Source organism: Niallia sp. FSL W8-0635, assembly GCF_038007965.1.
Taxonomy (GTDB): domain Bacteria; phylum Bacillota; class Bacilli; order Bacillales; family Cytobacillaceae; genus Niallia.
This window is the reverse complement of the sequence record NZ_JBBOYD010000001.1, coordinates 1553893-1574058: the sequence shown is the minus strand read 5'-3', so window position 1 is coordinate 1574058 and position 20166 is coordinate 1553893. Positions and strand designations below refer to the sequence as shown.

The window sequence follows — 20166 nt, the reverse complement described above, 5'->3', positions numbered from 1 at the left end:
TCTCTTTTGTGCAAAGCTTTTTATTTATGTAATAAAAAAGTTAATTTTCAGATAAGCGGCTTGGAAAAACGCCTATAAAAAAAGCAAGCAGGTCTAAAATAACCCACATGCTCTCTTTATTTTTATTAAAACTGTACCTTTTCCAAAAATAGTCCGTTCGCTTCTGCCATCATTCCGGTTAGACTGCGATCCTTTTCTACAATAATCGCTGGAATAGCATCTGCTTCGATTTTTCCTAGCCCAACCTCTATTAGTGTTCCAACTATTTTTCTAACCATATTGTAAAGAAAACCATCGCCACTCACACGGATTTCAAGAAACCCATCGACTTCTTTTATATCAATCGAGTATATTTCTTTAACCATTGATTTCTTCTTAGATTTAGCGTTCGAGAAAGCTGTAAAATCATGTTTCCCAACAAAATGGGCAGCTGCTTGTTCCATTCTTTTTACACTTAACTTTTTCTCTACATGCATGCTATATTTGCGCATAAAAGGATGGGTATACGATTTATTCCAAATTTTATATAAATACGTTTTATCCTTCGCATTATATCTTGCATGAAAACGATCTTGAACAGTCACTACTTTTGAAATGCTAATATCATTTGGTAAATAATGATTGAGATAATTCATGACCTCTTTTTCCGTCATTTCTTTATTCATTTTGAAGTTGGCAACTTGAGATAATGCGTGTACCCCTGCATCTGTTCTGCTGCAGCCGATGATTTCTATTTTTTCTCCTACCATTTCTGTAAGGACGTTTTCAATTTTACCTTGAATCGATTGATCCCCATTACCAAGACGTTGCCATCCCTTGTATCGTCCACCATCATATTGAATAAGCAATTTATAATTTTTCATTTTTTCTCCTGTTCTCTTACTTTTATGTTCTTTATATTAATAAAAACGTAATCACCTTACCAAGCTGTTCCTTAATTTTAAGGATTATTACGAAACGCAAAGAATACTACTCATTATACACTATTATCTCCAAATTCTTCATTGGCTAAAAAGTCAGATTATAACAGAAATGCTTCATTTTTATAAATTTTTATTTAATTTATTTCCTAAATAAAAGAATCAATGTTAGAGTAAGATATAGCAGTATACTATAAAGAGTTGTAGGTGAACACATGATGATAGAAATTAAAACATCCCCCCTAAGCGATGGGGAATTCAATAGAGGCGTATTTGCTACATGTGATATCAAAAAAGGCACTTTATTCCATGAAGCTCCTGTCGTTCCTTATCCAAATGATCAACATAAATATATTGAAAGAACAGTACTAGAAGATTATGTGTATGAATATGGCATTAATCACAGTGCAGTAGTTCTAGGCTATGGCATGTTATTTAACCATTCCTATGAACCAAATGCAACTTACGAGATTAATTTTGATAAGCATACATTTGATTATTATGCTTATAAGGATATAAAAGCAGGCGAAGAAATTTTAATCAATTATAATGGCGAAGTCGATGATTACGAGCCATTATGGTTTAATAAAGATACAGATGAAGAAGAAAAAGAAGATTAAGAAGCTAAAAATTACTATTGAAAAATGAGTTAACTTTAAGCAATTAGAGTTCTAAACTAACTTTGTTGATTGGTGCGTGCAGTTGAAACTCCCGGATAATGAACATTTTTATAAAAAAAGACCATAAACAAACCCGAATTTTTCAAGTAGTTTGTTTACAGCCTAAAGGCTCGATATTATATCGAGCCTTTTTTCTTCTTCCACTTTGATTCATACTCCGCTTTTTCACGATGGACTTCCTTCAATAAACTTACAGTCATTAAAATCATAATAATAGAGAAAGGAAGAGCCGCAATAATCATCATATTTTGTAATGCTTGTAATCCTCCAGAATAAAGCAAGACAAGGGAAATCGTTGTTAGTAGTAGCCCCCAAATGACTTTAATGCGATTACTAGGATTTTGTATGCCATTTGCCGATAGCATTCCTAGTACGAACGTTCCAGAATCTGCAGAGGTTATAAAGAAAATGCCAATTAACAGAATGGCTAAAATAGATAGTAACGAACTAAAAGGATAATGTTCCAATAAAGCAAACAGTGATTCTTCTGTTGCAAATTTAGAAATAGAGCCTAGCCCTTTATGTTCTAACAACATTGCATTTCCACCAAATACAGAGAACCATAAAAATCCTATAACCGATGGAATAAATAACACGAAAGTAACAAATTCACGAATGGTTCTCCCTTTCGAAATACGTGCAATAAAAATACCGACAAATGGTGACCATGCAATCCACCAAGCCCAATAAAAAATCGTCCAAGCATCTATCCATTGGCGACTTTCACCATCTAAAGGAGAAATTCGGAAACTCATGCGAACTAAGTTTTGTAAGTATGTTCCGATTGTATCTGTAAATAGATTGAGGATAAAGACAGTATTTCCCAAAATAAATACTATCAAAAATAGCGCAAACGCTAATATCATGTTCGTATTACTGAGGATTTTAATACCCTTTCCCAATCCAGTAAGGGCCGAAAGTAAAAACAAGACAGTGACAATTGCTATAATAATAAATTGTGTTAAAAAATTGGAAGGAATCCCGTAAAGAAAAGATAACCCACCATTTATTTGCACTGCTCCAAATCCTAGCGTTGTTGCAATCCCCGTTACCGTTGCAAAAACAGCAATAATATCAATAATTCTTCCAGCTCTTCCATCCATGGAATGACCTAGTAATGGTTTCAAGGTTGAACTGATTAAGGTTGTTCCGCCCTTCCTAAAAGTCGTATAGGCAAGACTTAAAGCAACAATTCCATATACGGCCCATGCATGAATTCCCCAATGAAAGTAGGTATATCTCATAGCATCTTTCATACCCTGATTTGTTCCAATTTCATTTGTTGGAGAGCTAATAGCAAAATGACTTAATGGCTCCGCCGTCCCATAAAAAACAAGACCGATTCCCATCCCCGCACTGAAAAGCATTGCTAACCAAGCTAACCTTGAAAACTCAGGCTTATCTTCTGGTTTCCCTAATTTAATTTTACCTACAGGACTTATTAATAAGTACAAACATATTATCACGAAAAACGTGACCACAATTAAATAATACCAACCAAACGAATCTGTAATAAAGGATTGGACACTAGCCGATCCTTCCTTAAGTGTATCTGGTGCCAAAGCTCCTACTAACACAATCAACAAGATTATGATGACAGAAACATTAAAAACAAGATGATTTTTAAACTTCATATAATAATTTCTCCTTCTATTCAATAATAACCTATGTACAAATAGTCGCCTAGTTATTATATCCGTAATTAGGAGAATTAAACAAGGACAAACCCTTTCAGTTTTCTAACGCATCTATCATTTTCCCTGGTTGATTACTGGACTGGATTATTGCTTCTAACACTTGTTGATTCCTTAGTCCTACTTCAAAATTTGGAAAACCTGATCCTATTTTTCCCTTTAGCATTTGGGCAAAATCCTCCCATTCAGACAAGTATACAGTTTTAGGAACATGCATTTTTTTCTCCACAAGCTCAGCCGTCCCATCATCAAAATGTATCAAATTCACTATCTCTTCTTCCATTGTACTTGCATGAATAGTTCCTTTATCACCGTATATGGACACATCAAACTGATTTCCTGAGCCTATAGCATTTCTTGTTGTTTGAAATGTACCAACTATGCCACTTTCCATTTTTGCCTGAAAACATACAAAGTCGTCAATAACGAATTCTTTCCATTCATTCGATTGCTCCATTTTTCTTTTCTTAATAAAGCTTTCCATTTTAGCTGATACTTCTTGAAATGATCCAAATAAATAATGTGCCATATCAATCATATGGGAACCTAAATCGCCTAATACTCCTGTTCCTGTGACCGCAGGATTAAAGCGCCAAACATAGGGAGTATCATAAGGTAGTGCTCCCCACCCTTGCAGATACTGAATAGAAAAATTCCTTATTTGACCGATTTCCCCTTTATCTAGTAATGCTTTTACAAATCGAAATGCTGGTGTATATCGATAACTAAACCCTACCATACAAAGAATAGGTTGTTGCTTATATTTTTCAGCAAGCTTTTTCGCTTCCTCATAGTCCAATGTTAACGGCTTTTCAGTTAAGATAGGCATGTTTTTTTCGATACAATATTCCAATATTGGCGCGTGTACATTATTGGGTGTGATGGATATAACTGCATCTACTTTTTGAGAATCAATTAACTTACGGAAATCTATATATTGATTTTCCGATTTAATAGCTAATCGCTCTCCGACTTTTTTTAGATTTTTGTTATTTGAATCACAGATTGCATCAATTTGAAACGTTCCGACATTCTGCAATCCCTTTATATGAGACTGAGCCATCCCACCAACTCCAATTAATCCTATCCGTATTTTCTCCATCATACTTCTCCTCCTTTTTTGTTTTCATATTTTGAAAAAATCCTTTTAAATATAATCGAATTCACAAAAGTCAAAATGGAAAGTCCACCAAAGGTAATGAAATAGACACCTGTTAAAAACCCAGTAAAAGAGGATAAAAAGAAAACAATAGGCACTATATTGATCATTAGTACCAGTAATAAATATGGAAAGTGAAAGCCTCCAATCAATAAAGAATTTACAACCGCTGTTTTTATTGAATCTTCAAATCTAGATATATAGGGAAAAATAATTATGAACAATGTAAGATATAAAAAGCTAAAGATAAGGGTTAGACTCATAAAAATAACTTTCCAAATCCCATTGGTGTATACAAGATAATAAATATCTCCAAGTAGAATTACGCCAATACCTATCAGGAGAAACCAAATAAGGGAGCTCTGTTTTAAATTCTTTTTAAACGACTGGATAAAACTTATCCAAATGGAGGGATGTTCTCCTCTTGCTATTTTAAAATTAACCGAATACAAAGCTGTTAGCGAAGCACCTATCGTGACAATAGGAAGTGAGAAAAGAATAAAAATAATATTCAATAAAAGAACATCTACTATTTTCGCTAAATTCCTGCTGATGGGACTATCGAGTTGAAAGAATGAACCCATTTCATTCACCTGCCTTTTCAACAATAAATAATTCACTTCCTATTAGATAATCAAGTAGTCGTTTATAAAGAAACAACAGTCAGAAATAAAAGTTTAATTCTGACTGCTGCACTTCGTACTTTCTACTTTAATGATTCCTGATATCTGTTAAATGCAGTATTTTGGATTTCCATAAACTCACCGTAACCCATTTTTTCTAGTTGACTTATATAATCATCCCATTCTTTTTCTACTCCACCTTCTACAACCCATTTAGATTGCATGGAATTCACATAGGAAGTTAAGTCTACATTCAACGTATTTAAACGTTGCATTTCATCTGCTGTAAAGCTTACTGTTGGAAATTGCTCTCTTGCATATTCACTTATTTTTTTATCAAGTTCTAGCTTTAATCCATCCCCACTATCAGTTGGCAAAGTTACCTTTTCATTAAATCCATCTTCAATATATTTAGGGCCAAAATCACGGAATGAATTAGTCCAAGCAAAAATATCTGCTGATTCTCCTTCAGGTGCATTCAATACTTGATACGTTCCATCATCATTTTTCTCTACCCCAATGCCAAATGATCCATAAAAAGTTTGAATACTAGCATCCTCTGTATAAAATTTATCTGCCCATTGTAATAATTTTGCTGGATCCTTGGCTTGAGTCGTAATAAGTAGTTCATTTCTCGAATAGGTTTCCGTATCAGAAATTACGTATCTTTCTCCATCAGGACCTTTAAGCGGCGCCAATGGAACATATTCCTTGGCATTTGGACCAAATACAGCATCTGCTGTCCATCCAAAAGCGACTCCTACTAATGAACCGTTTTCATCTTTACGTTTTGCTTCTGCCATAGAATCATCCTGTGTAAACAATTCTTGATCGATTAAGCCATCCTTGTACGCTTTATTCATCCATGCAATTCCCTCTTTATATTCTTCCTGTGTAGGAATGTAAGAAGGCTTTCCATCCTTTAAAGTCATTAGACCAGCTTTATCATTTCCTTTCGTTACGCCAAATGGCAATATAAACCCATAAATATTCCCTCCATAAGGAATTTCATCATTTAAATCTCCATTTCCATTTGCATCCTTTTCCTTAAATGCTTTTAGAACATTATAAAAATCTTCATACGTATCTGGCATTTCCAAGCCTAAATTATCTAACCATTTTTGATTAATAAATAGCTGATTTCCTGTTAACGGTCTTAAAGGCAATTTCTTAGGCAAGCTATAAATATGGCCATCAGGAGAGGTAACTAGAGCTCGTAATGATGGCTCTGTCTCAAATGCCGCCATTAGATTCGGCATATTTTCTGCAATTAAATCCTCTAATGGAATGAAAAGACTTTGGTTTTGGGCAATATCCCCATCACTTAAAGCTAACGATCCCCAAAATGCATCTGGTAAATCTCCACCTGCCATCAGTACTGATTTCTTATCTCCCCATTCGGAATTTAAATAGATGTCCCAATCGACTTTAATTCCAGCTTCTTTTTCTGTGTCTTCTACAAAGCCTTTAAGAAAATCATCGCCCCAGTCTGCCCAACGAACGGTTGCAATTCGATATTCCCCATCTTCCTTTTCTTTGGTGCTCATGTTAGCATTGCTACAGCCAACAATTAAACTACTTGCTAAAACAACACTTAGTAACCCTTTCCAGCTTCTCTTTATCATTGCTATTCCCCTTTCTATTACTCTTTTATAGAACCAACCATGACACCTTGATTAAAATATTTTTGCAAAAATGGATATAAACACATAATAGGTGCAGTTGATACAACTATCGCTGCATACTTCATCATTTCGGATAATCTTCTTAATTCTGATGCCAGTTCCCCAGATGCAGTACCAAGCAAAGATTCATTGGAAATTAGAATCCTTCTCAAAACTAATTGAAGCGGCTGCAAGTCTTCATTGGAAATATAAATCAGTGCATTAAACCATGAATTCCAAATACCAACGGCAGTCCACAAACCAATTACAGCTAAAATAGCTTTTGATAATGGCAATACTATCGTTAAAAAATATCTGATTGTTCCACATCCATCAATTTGCGCTGCCTCCCACAACGTATCCGGTATACTATTTTTAAAAAAAGTTCTAGCGATGATTATATTAAAAGAGGACACAGCAAAAGGTAATACCATTACCCAAAAGGTATCAAGTAACCCAAATCCTTTTATAACTAGATAAGTTGGTACCAATCCTCCACTTACAAACATAGGAATAAGTATAAAAATAGATAGCCACTTTTTCCCGAATAAATCAGCCCTTGATAAAGCATATCCTGCAGGAATATTAACGATTAAAGCGATAATCGTCCCCACAACCGTGTAAATAATTGTATTCAAATAAGATCTCCAAATAATTTCCTGCTTAAATAATTCAATATAGCCATCTACCTTCCACTCTTTTGGCCAAAACCATACGTTTCCATTTGTAACATCTGTTGGATTACTAAAGGAAGCGATAATAATAAACCATAAAGGATACACAATCATTAAAATCATTAAAATAGCAGTCGTATAGACAGCAATGTCAAACAAGCGATCATTCCAACTTTTTTTCTTTTGTGATTTTTTATTAAATTTTTGAATAAGTGTTCCTTCCAAGACTGAGGCCTCCTTCCTATAATAAACTTGTTTTTGTTAGTTTCTTGGATAGCCAATTTACAAGAAGTAAAATGATAACATTTACTATCGTGTTAAATAAACCAATCGCAGTTGATAAGCTATATTGAAAGTTTTGCATCCCTACCTTATAAACATAGGTTGAAATAACCTCACTTCCAGTTAAATTCAATGGATTTTGTAATAATAAAACTTTTTCAAAGCCTACACTTAAAAGACTTCCAGCACGCAAGATTAATAAAATCATAGCCGTAGGCATAATTAGTGGTAAGTCTATATGGATAATTTTCTGTAGGCGGCTTGCACCATCCATCGTTGCCGCCTCGTAATAGGTAGGATCAATAGCTGACAATGCTGCCAGAAAAATAATACTATCCCATCCTAAATGCTGCCATACATCACTCCATACATATACACTACTGAAAAGTGTCGGTTTAGATAGAAGATTCGGCATTTCCATCCCAAATATAGATAAAATATTGGCTATAAGCCCAGTGCTCGGTGATAGAAAAATTAATATCATACCACACATTACCATCGTTGAAATAAAATGAGGCAAGTAAGTGGTAACTTGAAAGAACTTTTTAAACATTCCAATCCGCATTTGGTTACAGAGAATAGCTAATGCAATCGGAAGTGGAAACCCTACAAAAAGACTATACAAACTAATATATAATGTGTTTTTTAGCGTTAAACCAAATTGATAGGAATGAAAGTACTGTATAAAATGCTTCATTCCTACCCACGGGCTATTCCAAATCCCGAGTGCAGGAGAATAATCCTTGAACGCCATGATAATTCCATACATAGGGATATACGTAAAACAAATTAATAGAATGAGAGTGGGCAGAAGTAATACATATAATGGAAGACTTTTTTTCATCCGCTTTAAATAATTTCTCTTATTTGGAAAATCAGGTGTGATTTGCGTGTTTTTTTCCACAGCAATCGTACTTTTCAACTCTACCACCTCCTTTATTTGTTATAATCATTATATGAAAGCGCATTCAATAAAAATAGAGCTAATCCGACCTGAAATAATACTAATTAGGACAGATTTTCTTCTTATTTCTCTATTCCACACTAAGAAATAGCAGTATTCCGTTGTATTTCAGTTATTTTCCTTTTTCAAAACGGAATATTGCTAGAAAAAGTGTATTACGTTTATATAATGAAAATAAGCATTGGAGATGAGTAAATGATACGTTCCATTGATAAGAACCCATCCCGCTCTATAAATTACTATTTAAAAGTACTTTTAATCATTATGGTAATTATCTTACTAATAAACATGTTTATTAGTATGTTAACAATCTCTATTACAAGGAAACAAAGCATTGATACCATTACGAATTCCGTCAAATTTTATATAGAAAATGTTCGCTCCAATTTAAACGCGATAGACCACTTTATGATTTGGACAGTAGTACACGAACCAATAATTGAAGAAATGGAAGAGAATATGGATATGGACGTTTTCCCACAAAATTTAAGTAATTTTCGAACAAGAGTAAATGACTTTCAATACTCGATTGGAAAAGAGTTTCAGTTCTTTCTTGGTCTCAAAAAAGAATCGTTTTTTTCTAACGCTTCACCTATAGAACTACCTTATCAAGATTATCTACAAGCAAAGAATTACTTTTTCTCTAAAAATGATGCGCTACATACATATGAAATATTTAGTACATGGAAAACGATAAAAATAAACGAAACTTTTTATTTTTATCATCTATTAAGCTATGATAATCGAATTTTCGTTTGTTTAGTGTCTGCAGAAGATCTATTAAAACCGTTAAATGGCTTTAACTTAGGGAGTAATGGTTCCATCGTCATGAAACAAGAGGGAAAAACGATAATAACAACTGATCAACAAATGGCAAAAGATGAAGCGGCATCCTCTCCCTTTTTTACAAGCAAGTTACTATTTGAAGAAAAGAATATACTACTGCCGTTTAGCTTACAAATAAACGTAGATCATTTCGGTGCCTTTAAACATGTAGTTATCACACAAGTCCTCTTAATTCTTGCAACTATCGTTATTAGCATTATCTTATTTTTTATTTTTCTCTATATAAAAAATCGTTTAATCTTTCCTATTCAAAAGTTTTCTAAAAATCTATCTGAGCTAAACAATAGTAACGATACGATTAATTTTGAAAGCAACAGCATTATCGAACTAGAGCAGGCTAATACACAATTCAAGAACCTAATGCAAGAAATAAAAAAATTAAAAATTAATATTTATGAGCAAGAGCTGGAAAAGAAAAGAATAGAGATGGATTTTTTACGATTACAGATTAAACCACATTTCTATATCAATTGTTTATCAAGTATTCATAGTATGGCAGAACTGCATATGTTTGCCGAAATCAAGAAAATGTCTATTGCGACATCCCGTTACTTTCGATACCTTTTTCAAACAAATCATTACCTTGTTTCGTTAAAAAAAGAGCTTGATCACATTAGCGATTATCTTTCTATTCAACAATTATTACATGGTCCGACTTTTCATTATGAAACATCCATTCAACTAAACATTGAGGAGATGCAAATACCTCCGTTGATTCTGCAAACTTTTATTGAAAATAGTATCAAGTATGGATTTTCTGATATAAATTATGAGGAAACTCTAGTCATTTCACTAAGTATTACCCCTGCAAAAGACGAACAAAAATTAAACATTACCATAAAAGATAATGGGCCTGGTTATCCATTAGATATACTGAACAAACTTCAAAATCAACTACCCCTATCAGAAGTTAATGGAAAACAAATCGGAATAAATAATGTCATCCAAAGACTTCAAATGTTTTATGGAAATAGCTTTTCTATATCCTTTTCAAATGGAATAAATGATGGAGCTTTTGTTCAATTAGTTATACCAAAACAATTACTGGAGGAATAAAAAATGAATGTCTTAATAGTAGATGATGATCGATTTCTCGTTAAGTTACTGAAGGAAAAAGTTAACTGGGGAACTCTAGGGATTGAACAAGTTTATACTGCTCATAATATTCGCCAAGCAAAGAATATCTTTATTAATGAGAACATCCACTTGCTTATTTCAGATATAGAAATGCCATACGGTAGCGGTCTTGAATTATTAGCATGGGTCCGACAAGAAGGATATTCGATACAAACAATTTTTTTAACAAATTTTGCTGATTTTCATTATGCCCAAAAGGCCATTGAACTTCAGAGCTTTGAATACTATTTAAAGCCAATAGAAATCGATAAATTAGAGTTTAGTATTTTGAAAGCGATAAAAAAAATAAAAATAAAGCAGCAAAGCGAAGAAGCTATCCAAGTTGGCCAGTATTGGCAACAAAATAAACAAAAACTAGTGGATCATTTTTGGAGTTCCTATTTAAGTAATCCAAAATGGCTTAAAGCAGAACTGGAAGAACAATTACTAAAAAATCATTTAAGTTATTCCCCAGATGACTGCTTTTTGCCAATTCTATTAAACATATTTCCATATAAGATTTCGTTAAAAGAGGAAATACCTCCTATTTTAGAAATAGATGAAAACTTGGTCTTAAAATTAAACGTCCATTTAGAAGAATCCTTTAAGGAAACCCCTTTTTCTTTGGAAAGTATTGTTGGATTAGATATTAATAAAGAAAAATATGTACTTCTTATAAAAAATTCCAAGGAGCATTTCGATTATCAGTCATTCATTTCATTATGCCAGAACTTAATCCAGACTCTGCGAAATGATTTGTTAATAGATACTCGCTTTAGTTTTTGTTTTTCTACACCTTTGGAAAAACTTCACAAAGCAGTAAAACAACTACAACAAAAAAGCGAGGATATGATTGATTTTAGAAACACAGTTCAGTTTTTTCAATCTTATGAAAAGAAAACAAATCCGTATACAGAACCTAATTTGGACATTTGGGAAAAACATCTTCAAAACGGTAATAAACAAAGGTTTCTAAATAAATGTGAACAATATTTAATTCACTTAAAAGATACCAATAATCTCAACCTTAATGTATTACACAATTTCCGATTAGACATCACTCAATTATTATTTACTCATTTAAAAAAGCAGGAAGTGCTCGCTCACAAATTATTTGATGGAAATACGAATAACCTACTACAGACTCAATCATTACGTTCCATTGATGATATGATGATTTATATTACCTATTTAGCAGATACTTCACTCCATTATTTAGACTTTATTCATTCACAGAAATCTGTTGTAAATACCATTTGCGATTATATTGATGCACATTATCATGAAAATATCACAAGAGATAGCATTGCAAAAATTGTGTACTTAAGTCCAGATTATATTGCAAGAATTTTCAAGAAAGAAAAGGGCCTCTCTCTTGTCAACTATATCATTAAAAAAAGAGTAGAACTCGCTAAGACGTTACTCATTCAAACAACCTTGCCAGTTCATATCATCTCCGATAAAGTTGGTTATGGGAATTACTCTTACTTTACTAAACTGTTTAAAAAAGAGACAAACTATACTCCTTTTGAATATCGACGTAAAGAAAAAGCCTCCACTCATTAGAGTGTGAGGCCAAATTTATTTATCTCAAAGAAACTTGACTATCTACATCTTCTTTACCAGAATAAATAGACTCCTTTAATCATATTTTAGGAGCTAATTCAACCGCCTGACGCATTGCTTCCATTAAGCTTTTTTCATCCGCAATCCCCTTACCTGCAATGTCAAATGCTGTCCCGTGGTCCACACTTGTTCGAATAATTGGCAAACCAACCGTAATATTTACTCCTGCGTCTAATCCCAATACTTTCACTGGACCATGTCCTTGGTCATGATACATTGCTACAACAATATCAAAATCTCCGCGAACTGCTCGGAAAAATAATGTATCTGCTGGAAGTGGGCCAACTGCTTCTATGCCCTCACTTTGTGCCTTCTCTACACCAGGGATTACTTTCTCTTCTTCTTCTCCATAACCAAATAGTCCATTTTCACCAGCATGCGGATTTATACCACATACTGCAATTTTAGGGTTTTCAATTCCTGCTTTTTGCAACGTATCATATGCAAGTTTAATAACATGATAAACACGTTCTGGATTTATCATTTTTACTGCATCAATAATTCCAACATGTGTTGTTACATGAATAACTTTTAGGTTAGGTGCAGAAAGCATCATAGAAAAATCTTGTGTTCCAGTAAGATCAGCTAAAATTTCTGTATGACCTGGATATTTATGTCCACCTTTATGCAATGCCTCTTTATTTAAAGGTGCCGTGCAAATGGCGTGAATTTTCTCTTCTTTTGCAAGCTCAATTGCTTTAGCAAGATATTGAAATGCTGCATTCCCTGCTTCTGGAGATACTGTACCAATAGGAAGCGTTTCATCCAATAAATTTAGATTTAAACAATAAACTGTACCATAATGATAAGATACTTCTGCAATGTCTTCTACAGATATATTCTTTATTATCAACTCGCTATTTACAAACTGTTTTGCTCTTTCTAAAATTTTACTATCACCAATTACTAAAGGTCGGCTAATATCATACATTTCCTCTTTACCGAGACTCTTTAGAATAATCTCTGGACCAACACCTGCTGCATCTCCCATTGTTATACCTACTATTGGTTTTAATTTACTCATACTATCACCCTTCTTTTGTTAATCAAAAATTCTAATGCTTTTATTAATGATTCTTCTGCCCCAAATCCACCAGCCTTAGTAACCGCCCAATAACTATTAATCTCTGTTCTAAATTTACCAAAGGGAAGTCCTGCCTCAATCTCCAAATACAATTCCATTTCCGTAACACCTAGTGCTCGACATACTGCCTTGGCTGTATCTCCACCTGTTAACACTAAACCTTTGATAGTAGGAAAAGCCTTTAATAAATGGTTTGCAATAAACCCCAAACCGTTCGATATTGCCTCACTTACATCAGTTTTACTTAAACCAAACTTCTTACCAGCTTCTACCGCACTCGTTCTGCTAGTATCATCAGCTTCCACATAAAGCACAAAATGTTTACAGCCCTTATGTTGCTCAACTTTATTCGCAAGCTCATCCAATCTATATATTTGATTAACTAAATCAACAGGATTAATTTTCAGAAAATAGGAGTTTGATAAACTCTTAACCTTGCATAGTTGCTTTTTGGTTACTTGAGATAAACTTCCTGAAACAATAAGTGTATGATTAATTTCCATTTCTTCTGTATCTTTTACAGAAGCAGAATTTAGGTTTAATATTTCTGGCAAATACTCAATTAGTCCAGCTGATCCTGCCCATACGATTGATTTATTTATCCTTACAAACAGTTCTGCGATATGGAAAAGATCCTCTTCTGTTTCCGCATCACAAACAAACCATTTATTACCTTCCTCTATCGAAGAGCGTATGATGCTATCTATCTCTTCCTTAGATTTATTCCAAATTTCCTTATTTAATAGTTTAATTTTCCTATTATCTGTTGGATTTAAGAGCTTTGGTAAATAGGATTCTTCCACTGGTGTCTTCGGATCGTTTGAAAATTCAGTTTCTGTTATGATGACACCGCCTACAAAATGATGCCCATTGATGGTTTGACGTCCCATTTTGGGATAGGCTGGAGCAATAACAATGACCTCTGGCTCATAAACAGCTTCTATCGCTGTAAGTTCAGCTTCTATGTTCCCTCTTAGCGTGGAATCAACCTTCTTATATATATGTTGATACCCTCTTCTTTTTAGAAATGTAGCCGCCTCTACTACCGACTGATATGCTTCTTCTTCGTTTTTTGCTCTGCTATCCGTATCTAATATAAGAACATCAGAATCTGCGTTTTCAGACGAATTTTTAACATCAAACACTACAGTAGTTGACAAATCTTTCATCGCCAGCTGAACACCTGAATCATTAGCGCCTGTTAAATCATCTGAAATAATGCCCATTTTATTTCTCAAGTCGAACACATCCTTACCTTACATTTTGATACCTTGTTCCTCAAATTTATATCCTTTTTTTTCTAATCTTTTCACTAAGAATCCTACATAGATTGGAAGTAGTATTGCTGTGGTCACCACAGAAGCAGCAACCTGAACTGTTGCAATATCCACCACTGATGCGAAGCTGACATTTGCAGCTGCTATTACTGCCGGAGTTGCCACCGCATTTCCAGCTGTTGAACCTTCCGCGGCCCCAACAATTGGATTCCATTTTAGAAGTTTAAATACATAATAACCAGCTGTTCCTGTTACAAAAACAGTTAATAATCCTAGAATGATTCCTGCTAAACCACCTTCTATAATGGCAGAGAAATTAATCCCCATTCCAAGAGCAAAAGCAAAGAATGGAATTAACATAGAACTTCCGCTATCTAAAAATTCTCTCATTTTATCATCTAAATTCCCTAACACCATCCCGACAACAATAGGAAGAAGCACGGAAATAAAGGAAGTAACAGAAAACAATCCATCAACAAATCCCATCGCACCAAAGATTGATAAAGCAACCATTGTTAAAAAAGGTCCATCATTAAGAGCTAAAAGTGAATAAGCTGCTCGGTCTTCTTTACTGCCGTACTGACCAACTAATGCAACAAATAATCCACCATTACTATTTGTCATTGCGGCAATAACGGCAATAGGTGCTAAACCTAACCAAAGACCATTATCTCCAGCAAATAGATACGCTAATAATCCAAAGACGGCACCAACAACCCATTTTGTTAGTAATAAGGTTGCTCCTTTCCCAACAGAAACTCCAAAGGATTTTACATTGATTTGTGCTCCAGTACATAAAAGAAATAATGCAATTAAAGTAGGTGCCCCATTAACAAATAAAGCCTCCGTGAAATTTCCAATTCTTAGAAGATTGGGAGTGAATGTATTTAACAGTGCTGCAATTAACAACGGAACTACCATCATCCCTCCAGGAATCCGATCCAACGTTTCTTTTATCTTCATAATTTTAACACTCCTTTTAGTATGTTTCAATTTAAAACAATAAGTAATCGTTTACAATAGTAATTGTAATTGCTTTCATTTATTAACACAATGAAAATAGTATAAAATGTTGCAAAATTAAACACCAGGCACAAAAAAAAGCTGAAAACTTATTGTTTCAGCTTCCTCCATAGAGTCGTTCGATTTATCCCTAGTCTTTCCGCAACTTTTGTTTGATTATAATGCTCTTCTTCCATAACGGCATCAATAATTCTTTTTTCAATTTCTACTAAAGTACCTTGTAAAAACTCATTATCGATACTTTCTATTTTATTTAACCTATCTCCTAGAAGCAGTTGAATTAACCTCTTCCCTATTACGAACCCTTTTTCTTCCCTCACTGCATCACGAATAAGAATATATAATTCTTCCACATTGCCTGGCCAGGTATAGGATTCCAATACCTGCAAAGCCTCTTCCTTTATTTTAATAGCTGAAGTTCCAAATTCTGCATGAAAAGCAGCTAAAAAGAGTGCTGCTAATGGCCTTATATCCTCTTTCCTCTCAAACAAAGTTGGAAAATCAATGCGAGTGAAATCAGAATAGGAAATAGAGTTATATATTTCAGTGTCTATCGTATCTATTGCAATAATCACCGTTATCCCCGAAGCATGTATAGTCTTTACTTTTTCAACAAACAAGCTTAACTCGCGAGCACTTAACATTTCGATTTCATTAATATATATCGATCTTATATCCGAGTCTATTTGATTTTTCATCGTAAGGCATGCAGCAGCAGATAGGATTCCTAAAAAACCAATCCCCCTATTTTTTTTGTAATGAATAAGTTTTGAAATTTGTTTTTTTCCAGTGCCCGATTTCCCTATTAGTATCCAATAATTATTATTAAGATTACTATCTATCTTATCGATACATCTCTTCATCTTCTCACTTTTAGAGATGATTACCGGTTGAGTTTGGACATCTATAATATGCAAAGGATTTTCCGGCACTAATTCATCTAATAAAGAGAATGCAAACAAATAATGATTCTCTCCCTCAAAATTTATTGGAACAATCATCTGTTTTATTCTTTTATGCTGATTCGTCTCTATTATATCTAGTTCTTCTTGAATATAATTTTTTTTATGTATCCCATTTATCAATTTTTTTATTGGAACTTGCGTACGATCGAATATTGCCCAGTTTTCATAGACAATAGTCCCTTCACCATTCACTACAATAACATCCAATAATTGTCTCTCTATGGCGGTTTGCATAATAGTCATTTGCAAACGTTGCTTTCTCAGCATTCGGTAAATGCTCTTAACTTCTTTAATAGCTTCAAATATAGCTTCTCTTCCTGATTGTATCAGTATCCCTTCTAGATTAGACTTAGCTGCTGCATCCCGTGTAATAACGTCCCCAATGATTAATTGATAGCCATCTATTTTCAATTGATTCACCAATGGTTCAACTTCTTTCGCATCCTCAATCGTAAATACCTCAATTGGAATTTCTAACAAATCTGTTATTGCTTTAGCTCCAATGGTAATGTTAGAGAACCCAACAATTGCTTTTTTTCCTGGATAATCATTTGCCAAGGTCAGAACGCGTAGCATATCATAGCCAGAAACATGTATATCAACAACTGGAATATTCACTTCTTGCTCTATTAATTGTGCCGTTCCCCCACGGCTTATTATTATCTCAATTCCTTGCTTTTCCGCCTCTTTTGCAATTGGAATTGCCTCCTGTAGATTCGCCAATTCAATATGCATATTAAGTTCATGATCAATTTTTATACATTCTTCCATTACATGCTCCAATGCAGGATATGGTGCAATTAATAAAGTTTTAATTTCCATCGTATTCACCTATCGTTCGTTATTACTTTATACATTGAAAGAAATAAGATTAGATGTCAAGTACCTGTTCCATAATTTAGTGGAGCTAAAACAAGCAAGAACCCTTTTAAATAATAAAAAACAGACCTACTAATATATAGCAGATCTGTCATGTGGTCATATAGATAAGCTTAAACTAGCGCTTTAAATAAACAATTTCCTCCGCTAATTTAGCCATTCGCTTTTTAACATCTTCATCCGTAATTTCATTCTCATCATCAAAATAGTCATTATGCACAAACACATTTTGTACAGTAACCAATCCTTTAAAATAAGTAAGAATTGGCTTCAATTGATATTCCATCACAAGAAAATGTTTATCTGTACCACCTGTGATAACCATCCCAGTTACTTTTGATTTGAATGCATCAACTGGTAAATGATCAAATAGATTTTTTAATACACCAGTAATGGAAGCTTGATATACAGGTGTTCCTATCACAAGAGCATCACTTGCTAAAATTGTATTTACAACTTTAATTGTATCATCGTTATAATAGCTCAGGGGTGCCCCATTAACAAATTCAATATCGAATTCTCTTAAATCAATTAACTCCACTTGAATAGTTGGATCAAGTGACTTAGCTGCTACTAAAACTTCATTTACTGCTTTTGAAGTTTTGGAACCAACTAATGAACCAGAAATACCTACAAGCTTCATATTATCCTCCAAGCTTAAAGATAAGCATGAAACACTTAATCTTCATTCATCTTATCAGTTATTATTAGCAAATTTATCTGCAACTACGCTCCAATTAATGATAGAGAAGAAATTGGAAATGTACTCAGGTCTTCTGTTTTGGTAATTTAGGTAGTAAGCATGCTCCCAAACATCTAATCCTAAGATAGCCTTTTCTCCATCCATAATTGGATTATCTTGGTTCGGTGTGCTTGTTACTTTTAAATTACCTTCTTGATCAACAACTAACCATGCCCAACCAGATCCAAATCTAGTTGTAGCTGCTGCAGTAAATTGTTCTTTGAATGCATCAAAGCTTCCGAATGCTTTATTAATCGCTTCTGCTAATTCACCAGAAGGAGCATTTTCACCTGTAGCTGGTGCAATCACTTCCCAGAATAAAGAATGATTTAAATGACCGCCACCATTATTTCTAACAGCAGTTCTAATTTGTTCTGGCACTTCATCAAGATTGCTTAATAGCTCCTCTAATGATTTTGCTTGTAATGCATCCTGTCCTTCTAGAGCTGCATTTAAATTATTCACATAAGTTTGATGATGTTTTCCATGATGAATTTCCATTGTTTGTTGATCGATATGCGGCTCTAACGCATTAAATTCGTATGGTAAAGCTGGTAATGAATATGTAGTCATTTGTAATTCCTCCAATATTTGTTTTTATACTTATTAGTTTAAAAAGTATATATAAACAATAAACCAAGGAAAGAAAAAAATCAATTATTTTATCTTTAGAATGGAGGAAAAATACTGCTCGCGAGTTCTCGTACATTAACTGCTTTCAACATTTTATACTATCTGGTATAATTAATTTCACTATACTTTGATTTACTTATTTTCTCTCTCCAATGTATAGAATGGAGGTATATAATGACTAATAAACAAAAAACGACAAAAGATAAAATCCTTCATCTACTTAAAAAGGAAGGATCTTTAACGGTAAATGATTTTACAGATTGCCTGCAAATTACGCATATGGCCGTGCGAAAGCACTTAACGATATTAGAAAAAGATGGATTGATTCAATCCGAACTAGTAAAACAGCCAATGGGAAGACCTATTCAAAGCTTTACGCTGGCGGAAAAAGCAGAACATTTTTTTCCGAAAAGCTATGAAGGAATTAGTATTGATTTATTGCATGATGTAAAAGAGCTTTATGGCGACGACTCGGTTCAGCAGTTATTTAATAAACGGGAAGAACGTCTGACAAAAGAATATATATCTCGCATGAGTGACAAGAACCCTTCTGAGAAAATGAAGGAAATGGTTGAGATTCAAAACGAAAAAGGATATATGGCTGATCTAGCAAAAGTGGACGACCAAACGTTTGAAATAACCGAATATAATTGTCCTATCTTAGAAGTAGCTAAGGAGTTTAAAGTTGCCTGTCGATGTGAAACAGAAATGCTTAAAAACGTTCTAGGAACAAATACAGTTAACAGAACATGCTGTCGTACAGAAGGAGATAATTACTGTAAATTTTTAGTGAAGTTTGTCTCTTAATAAAATGAGAACTGGTACAATAGAAAAGGGAAGCCTTAAGTATTTACTTAAAGACTTCCCTTTTTAAAAAATAACTTATGCAAAAATAGCTAGTTCCACTTCAATTTGCTTCATAATTAATCGGAGACATTCTTCTGTGGTTTTCGCAAAAATTCTTTTTCCATTCACAATGGCATAAGGTCGCTTTGCACACATCCCACAAAATGAAAGACAGCTGCTTTCAATCACTGCAACTTCTGGATATTTTGATTCTATAATTTTTTCTAAATCTATTTCCGTAATCAAACTTCCGTCACATATTTCTACTACTACAATCCCCATCTTTCATCTCCTCCTTTCCCATTTCTCCATTAACTCTATATAAACGATGATTTTATTAATAGTTCACACTTAAAAGAAATCAAAAAATATTACTTTATTTTAATGATCTAACAGCAGATAAATTACTCCTCAAAAGGACAATCATCCACAATTCTAACTCTTTTTTATACCGTATAGTATAAAAAAC

General features: G+C 33.7%; 18 protein-coding genes. 4 read left to right on the top strand and 14 right to left on the bottom strand.

What is annotated here, in order from left to right:
• Window positions 1-125 precede the first annotated feature (125 nt).
• Window positions 126-863 (bottom strand): tRNA pseudouridine(38-40) synthase TruA, encoded by a 738-nt coding sequence (truA, locus tag NYE52_RS07360; protein ID WP_341192483.1) that lies wholly within the window; start codon window positions 861-863, stop codon window positions 126-128.
• A 275-nt stretch (window positions 864-1138) separates the two neighbouring features.
• On the opposite strand from truA, the gene NYE52_RS07355 reads away from it, so the two are divergent.
• Window positions 1139-1540 carry an SET domain-containing protein gene (locus NYE52_RS07355; protein WP_341192482.1) on the top strand — a complete coding sequence of 134 codons (402 nt, stop codon included), beginning with the start codon at window positions 1139-1141 and terminating at the stop codon, window positions 1538-1540.
• Window positions 1541-1716: 176 nt separating this feature from the next.
• Here NYE52_RS07355 and NYE52_RS07350 read toward each other — a convergent pair whose 3' ends face one another.
• The 6 genes from NYE52_RS07350 to NYE52_RS07325 all read right to left on the bottom strand — a co-directional run bounded on the left by NYE52_RS07350 (window position 1717) and on the right by NYE52_RS07325 (window position 8618).
• Entirely contained in the window at window positions 1717-3234 is a 1518-nt protein-coding gene (locus NYE52_RS07350) for a glycine betaine uptake BCCT transporter (RefSeq protein ID WP_341192481.1), read from the bottom strand.
• A gap of 97 nt (window positions 3235-3331) precedes the next feature.
• A complete protein-coding gene (locus NYE52_RS07345; protein ID WP_341192480.1) occupies window positions 3332-4399 on the bottom strand; it encodes a Gfo/Idh/MocA family protein in 1068 nt (355 codons plus the stop codon).
• Window positions 4396-5061 carry a YesL family protein gene (locus NYE52_RS07340; protein WP_341192479.1) on the bottom strand — a complete coding sequence of 222 codons (666 nt, stop codon included), beginning with the start codon at window positions 5059-5061 and terminating at the stop codon, window positions 4396-4398. Before NYE52_RS07340 ends, NYE52_RS07345 begins: the two co-directional genes overlap by 4 nt.
• A 98-nt stretch (window positions 5062-5159) precedes the next feature.
• Entirely contained in the window at window positions 5160-6701 is a 1542-nt protein-coding gene (locus tag NYE52_RS07335; protein WP_341192478.1) for a sugar ABC transporter substrate-binding protein, read from the bottom strand.
• A 17-nt stretch (window positions 6702-6718) separates the two neighbouring features.
• Complete coding sequence (locus tag NYE52_RS07330; RefSeq protein WP_051640992.1) at window positions 6719-7639, bottom strand: carbohydrate ABC transporter permease; 921 nt, start codon at window positions 7637-7639, stop codon at window positions 6719-6721.
• A 16-nt stretch (window positions 7640-7655) separates the two neighbouring features.
• The gene (locus NYE52_RS07325) at window positions 7656-8618 is read right to left on the bottom strand and encodes an ABC transporter permease (RefSeq protein ID WP_341192477.1); all 963 of its coding nucleotides are present in this window, start codon (window positions 8616-8618) and stop codon (window positions 7656-7658) included.
• A 237-nt stretch (window positions 8619-8855) separates the two neighbouring features.
• Here NYE52_RS07325 and NYE52_RS07320 point away from each other — a divergent pair, with 237 nt between their 5' ends.
• A complete protein-coding gene (locus tag NYE52_RS07320) occupies window positions 8856-10562 on the top strand; it encodes a sensor histidine kinase (RefSeq protein ID WP_341192476.1) in 1707 nt (568 codons plus the stop codon).
• Between the two features lie 3 nt (window positions 10563-10565).
• The gene (locus NYE52_RS07315; RefSeq protein WP_341192475.1) at window positions 10566-12188 is read left to right on the top strand and encodes a response regulator transcription factor; all 1623 of its coding nucleotides are present in this window, start codon (window positions 10566-10568) and stop codon (window positions 12186-12188) included.
• A gap of 79 nt (window positions 12189-12267) precedes the next feature.
• Here the strand turns inward: NYE52_RS07315 and pdxA are convergent, their stop codons facing one another.
• The 6 genes from pdxA to NYE52_RS07285 form a co-directional block, all read right to left on the bottom strand.
• Window positions 12268-13272 carry a 4-hydroxythreonine-4-phosphate dehydrogenase PdxA gene (gene pdxA / locus NYE52_RS07310; RefSeq protein WP_341192474.1) on the bottom strand — a complete coding sequence of 335 codons (1005 nt, stop codon included), beginning with the start codon at window positions 13270-13272 and terminating at the stop codon, window positions 12268-12270.
• Window positions 13269-14579, bottom strand: a complete 1311-nt coding sequence (locus tag NYE52_RS07305; RefSeq protein WP_341192473.1) for a four-carbon acid sugar kinase family protein — start codon at window positions 14577-14579, stop codon at window positions 13269-13271. Before NYE52_RS07305 ends, pdxA begins: the two co-directional genes overlap by 4 nt.
• Before the next feature lie 9 nt (window positions 14580-14588).
• Complete coding sequence (locus tag NYE52_RS07300) at window positions 14589-15572, bottom strand: 2-keto-3-deoxygluconate permease (RefSeq protein WP_341192472.1); 984 nt, start codon at window positions 15570-15572, stop codon at window positions 14589-14591.
• A 149-nt stretch (window positions 15573-15721) separates the two neighbouring features.
• Complete coding sequence (locus NYE52_RS07295; RefSeq protein WP_341192471.1) at window positions 15722-17419, bottom strand: sigma-54-dependent transcriptional regulator; 1698 nt, start codon at window positions 17417-17419, stop codon at window positions 15722-15724.
• Between the two features lie 175 nt (window positions 17420-17594).
• Window positions 17595-18119, bottom strand: a complete 525-nt coding sequence (locus NYE52_RS07290; RefSeq protein ID WP_341192470.1) for an NADPH-dependent FMN reductase — start codon at window positions 18117-18119, stop codon at window positions 17595-17597.
• 54 nt (window positions 18120-18173) lie between these two features.
• Window positions 18174-18791 carry a superoxide dismutase gene (locus NYE52_RS07285; RefSeq protein WP_341192469.1) on the bottom strand — a complete coding sequence of 206 codons (618 nt, stop codon included), beginning with the start codon at window positions 18789-18791 and terminating at the stop codon, window positions 18174-18176.
• A gap of 234 nt (window positions 18792-19025) precedes the next feature.
• On the opposite strand from NYE52_RS07285, the gene NYE52_RS07280 reads away from it, so the two are divergent.
• On the top strand, window positions 19026-19658 hold the full coding sequence (locus NYE52_RS07280; protein ID WP_341192468.1) for a helix-turn-helix transcriptional regulator: 633 nt from the start codon (window positions 19026-19028) through the stop codon (window positions 19656-19658).
• A 75-nt stretch (window positions 19659-19733) separates the two neighbouring features.
• Here NYE52_RS07280 and NYE52_RS07275 read toward each other — a convergent pair whose 3' ends face one another.
• Complete coding sequence (locus NYE52_RS07275; protein WP_341192467.1) at window positions 19734-19979, bottom strand: DUF1450 domain-containing protein; 246 nt, start codon at window positions 19977-19979, stop codon at window positions 19734-19736.
• Between the last annotated feature and the right edge of the window lie 187 nt (window positions 19980-20166).

Bases quoted from the DNA above. Each gene is read 5' to 3' on its own strand.
- NYE52_RS07355 (WP_341192482.1), top strand. From the start codon at position 1,139: ATGATAGAAATTAAAACATCCCCCCTAAGCGATGGGGAATTCAATAGA.
- NYE52_RS07335 (WP_341192478.1), bottom strand. From the start codon at position 6,701: ATGATAAAGAGAAGCTGGAAAGGGTTACTAAGTGTTGTTTTAGCAAGT.
- NYE52_RS07285 (WP_341192469.1), bottom strand. From the start codon at position 18,791: ATGACTACATATTCATTACCAGCTTTACCATACGAATTTAATGCGTTA.
- truA (WP_341192483.1), bottom strand. From the start codon at position 863: ATGAAAAATTATAAATTGCTTATTCAATATGATGGTGGACGATACAAG.
- pdxA (WP_341192474.1), bottom strand. From the start codon at position 13,272: ATGAGTAAATTAAAACCAATAGTAGGTATAACAATGGGAGATGCAGCA.
- NYE52_RS07290 (WP_341192470.1), bottom strand. From the start codon at position 18,119: ATGAAGCTTGTAGGTATTTCTGGTTCATTAGTTGGTTCCAAAACTTCA.
- NYE52_RS07275 (WP_341192467.1), bottom strand. From the start codon at position 19,979: ATGGGGATTGTAGTAGTAGAAATATGTGACGGAAGTTTGATTACGGAA.
- NYE52_RS07300 (WP_341192472.1), bottom strand. From the start codon at position 15,572: ATGAAGATAAAAGAAACGTTGGATCGGATTCCTGGAGGGATGATGGTA.
- NYE52_RS07345 (WP_341192480.1), bottom strand. From the start codon at position 4,399: ATGATGGAGAAAATACGGATAGGATTAATTGGAGTTGGTGGGATGGCT.
- NYE52_RS07280 (WP_341192468.1), top strand. From the start codon at position 19,026: ATGACTAATAAACAAAAAACGACAAAAGATAAAATCCTTCATCTACTT.
- NYE52_RS07295 (WP_341192471.1), bottom strand. From the start codon at position 17,419: ATGGAAATTAAAACTTTATTAATTGCACCATATCCTGCATTGGAGCAT.
- NYE52_RS07315 (WP_341192475.1), top strand. From the start codon at position 10,566: ATGAATGTCTTAATAGTAGATGATGATCGATTTCTCGTTAAGTTACTG.
- NYE52_RS07320 (WP_341192476.1), top strand. From the start codon at position 8,856: ATGATACGTTCCATTGATAAGAACCCATCCCGCTCTATAAATTACTAT.
- NYE52_RS07350 (WP_341192481.1), bottom strand. From the start codon at position 3,234: ATGAAGTTTAAAAATCATCTTGTTTTTAATGTTTCTGTCATCATAATC.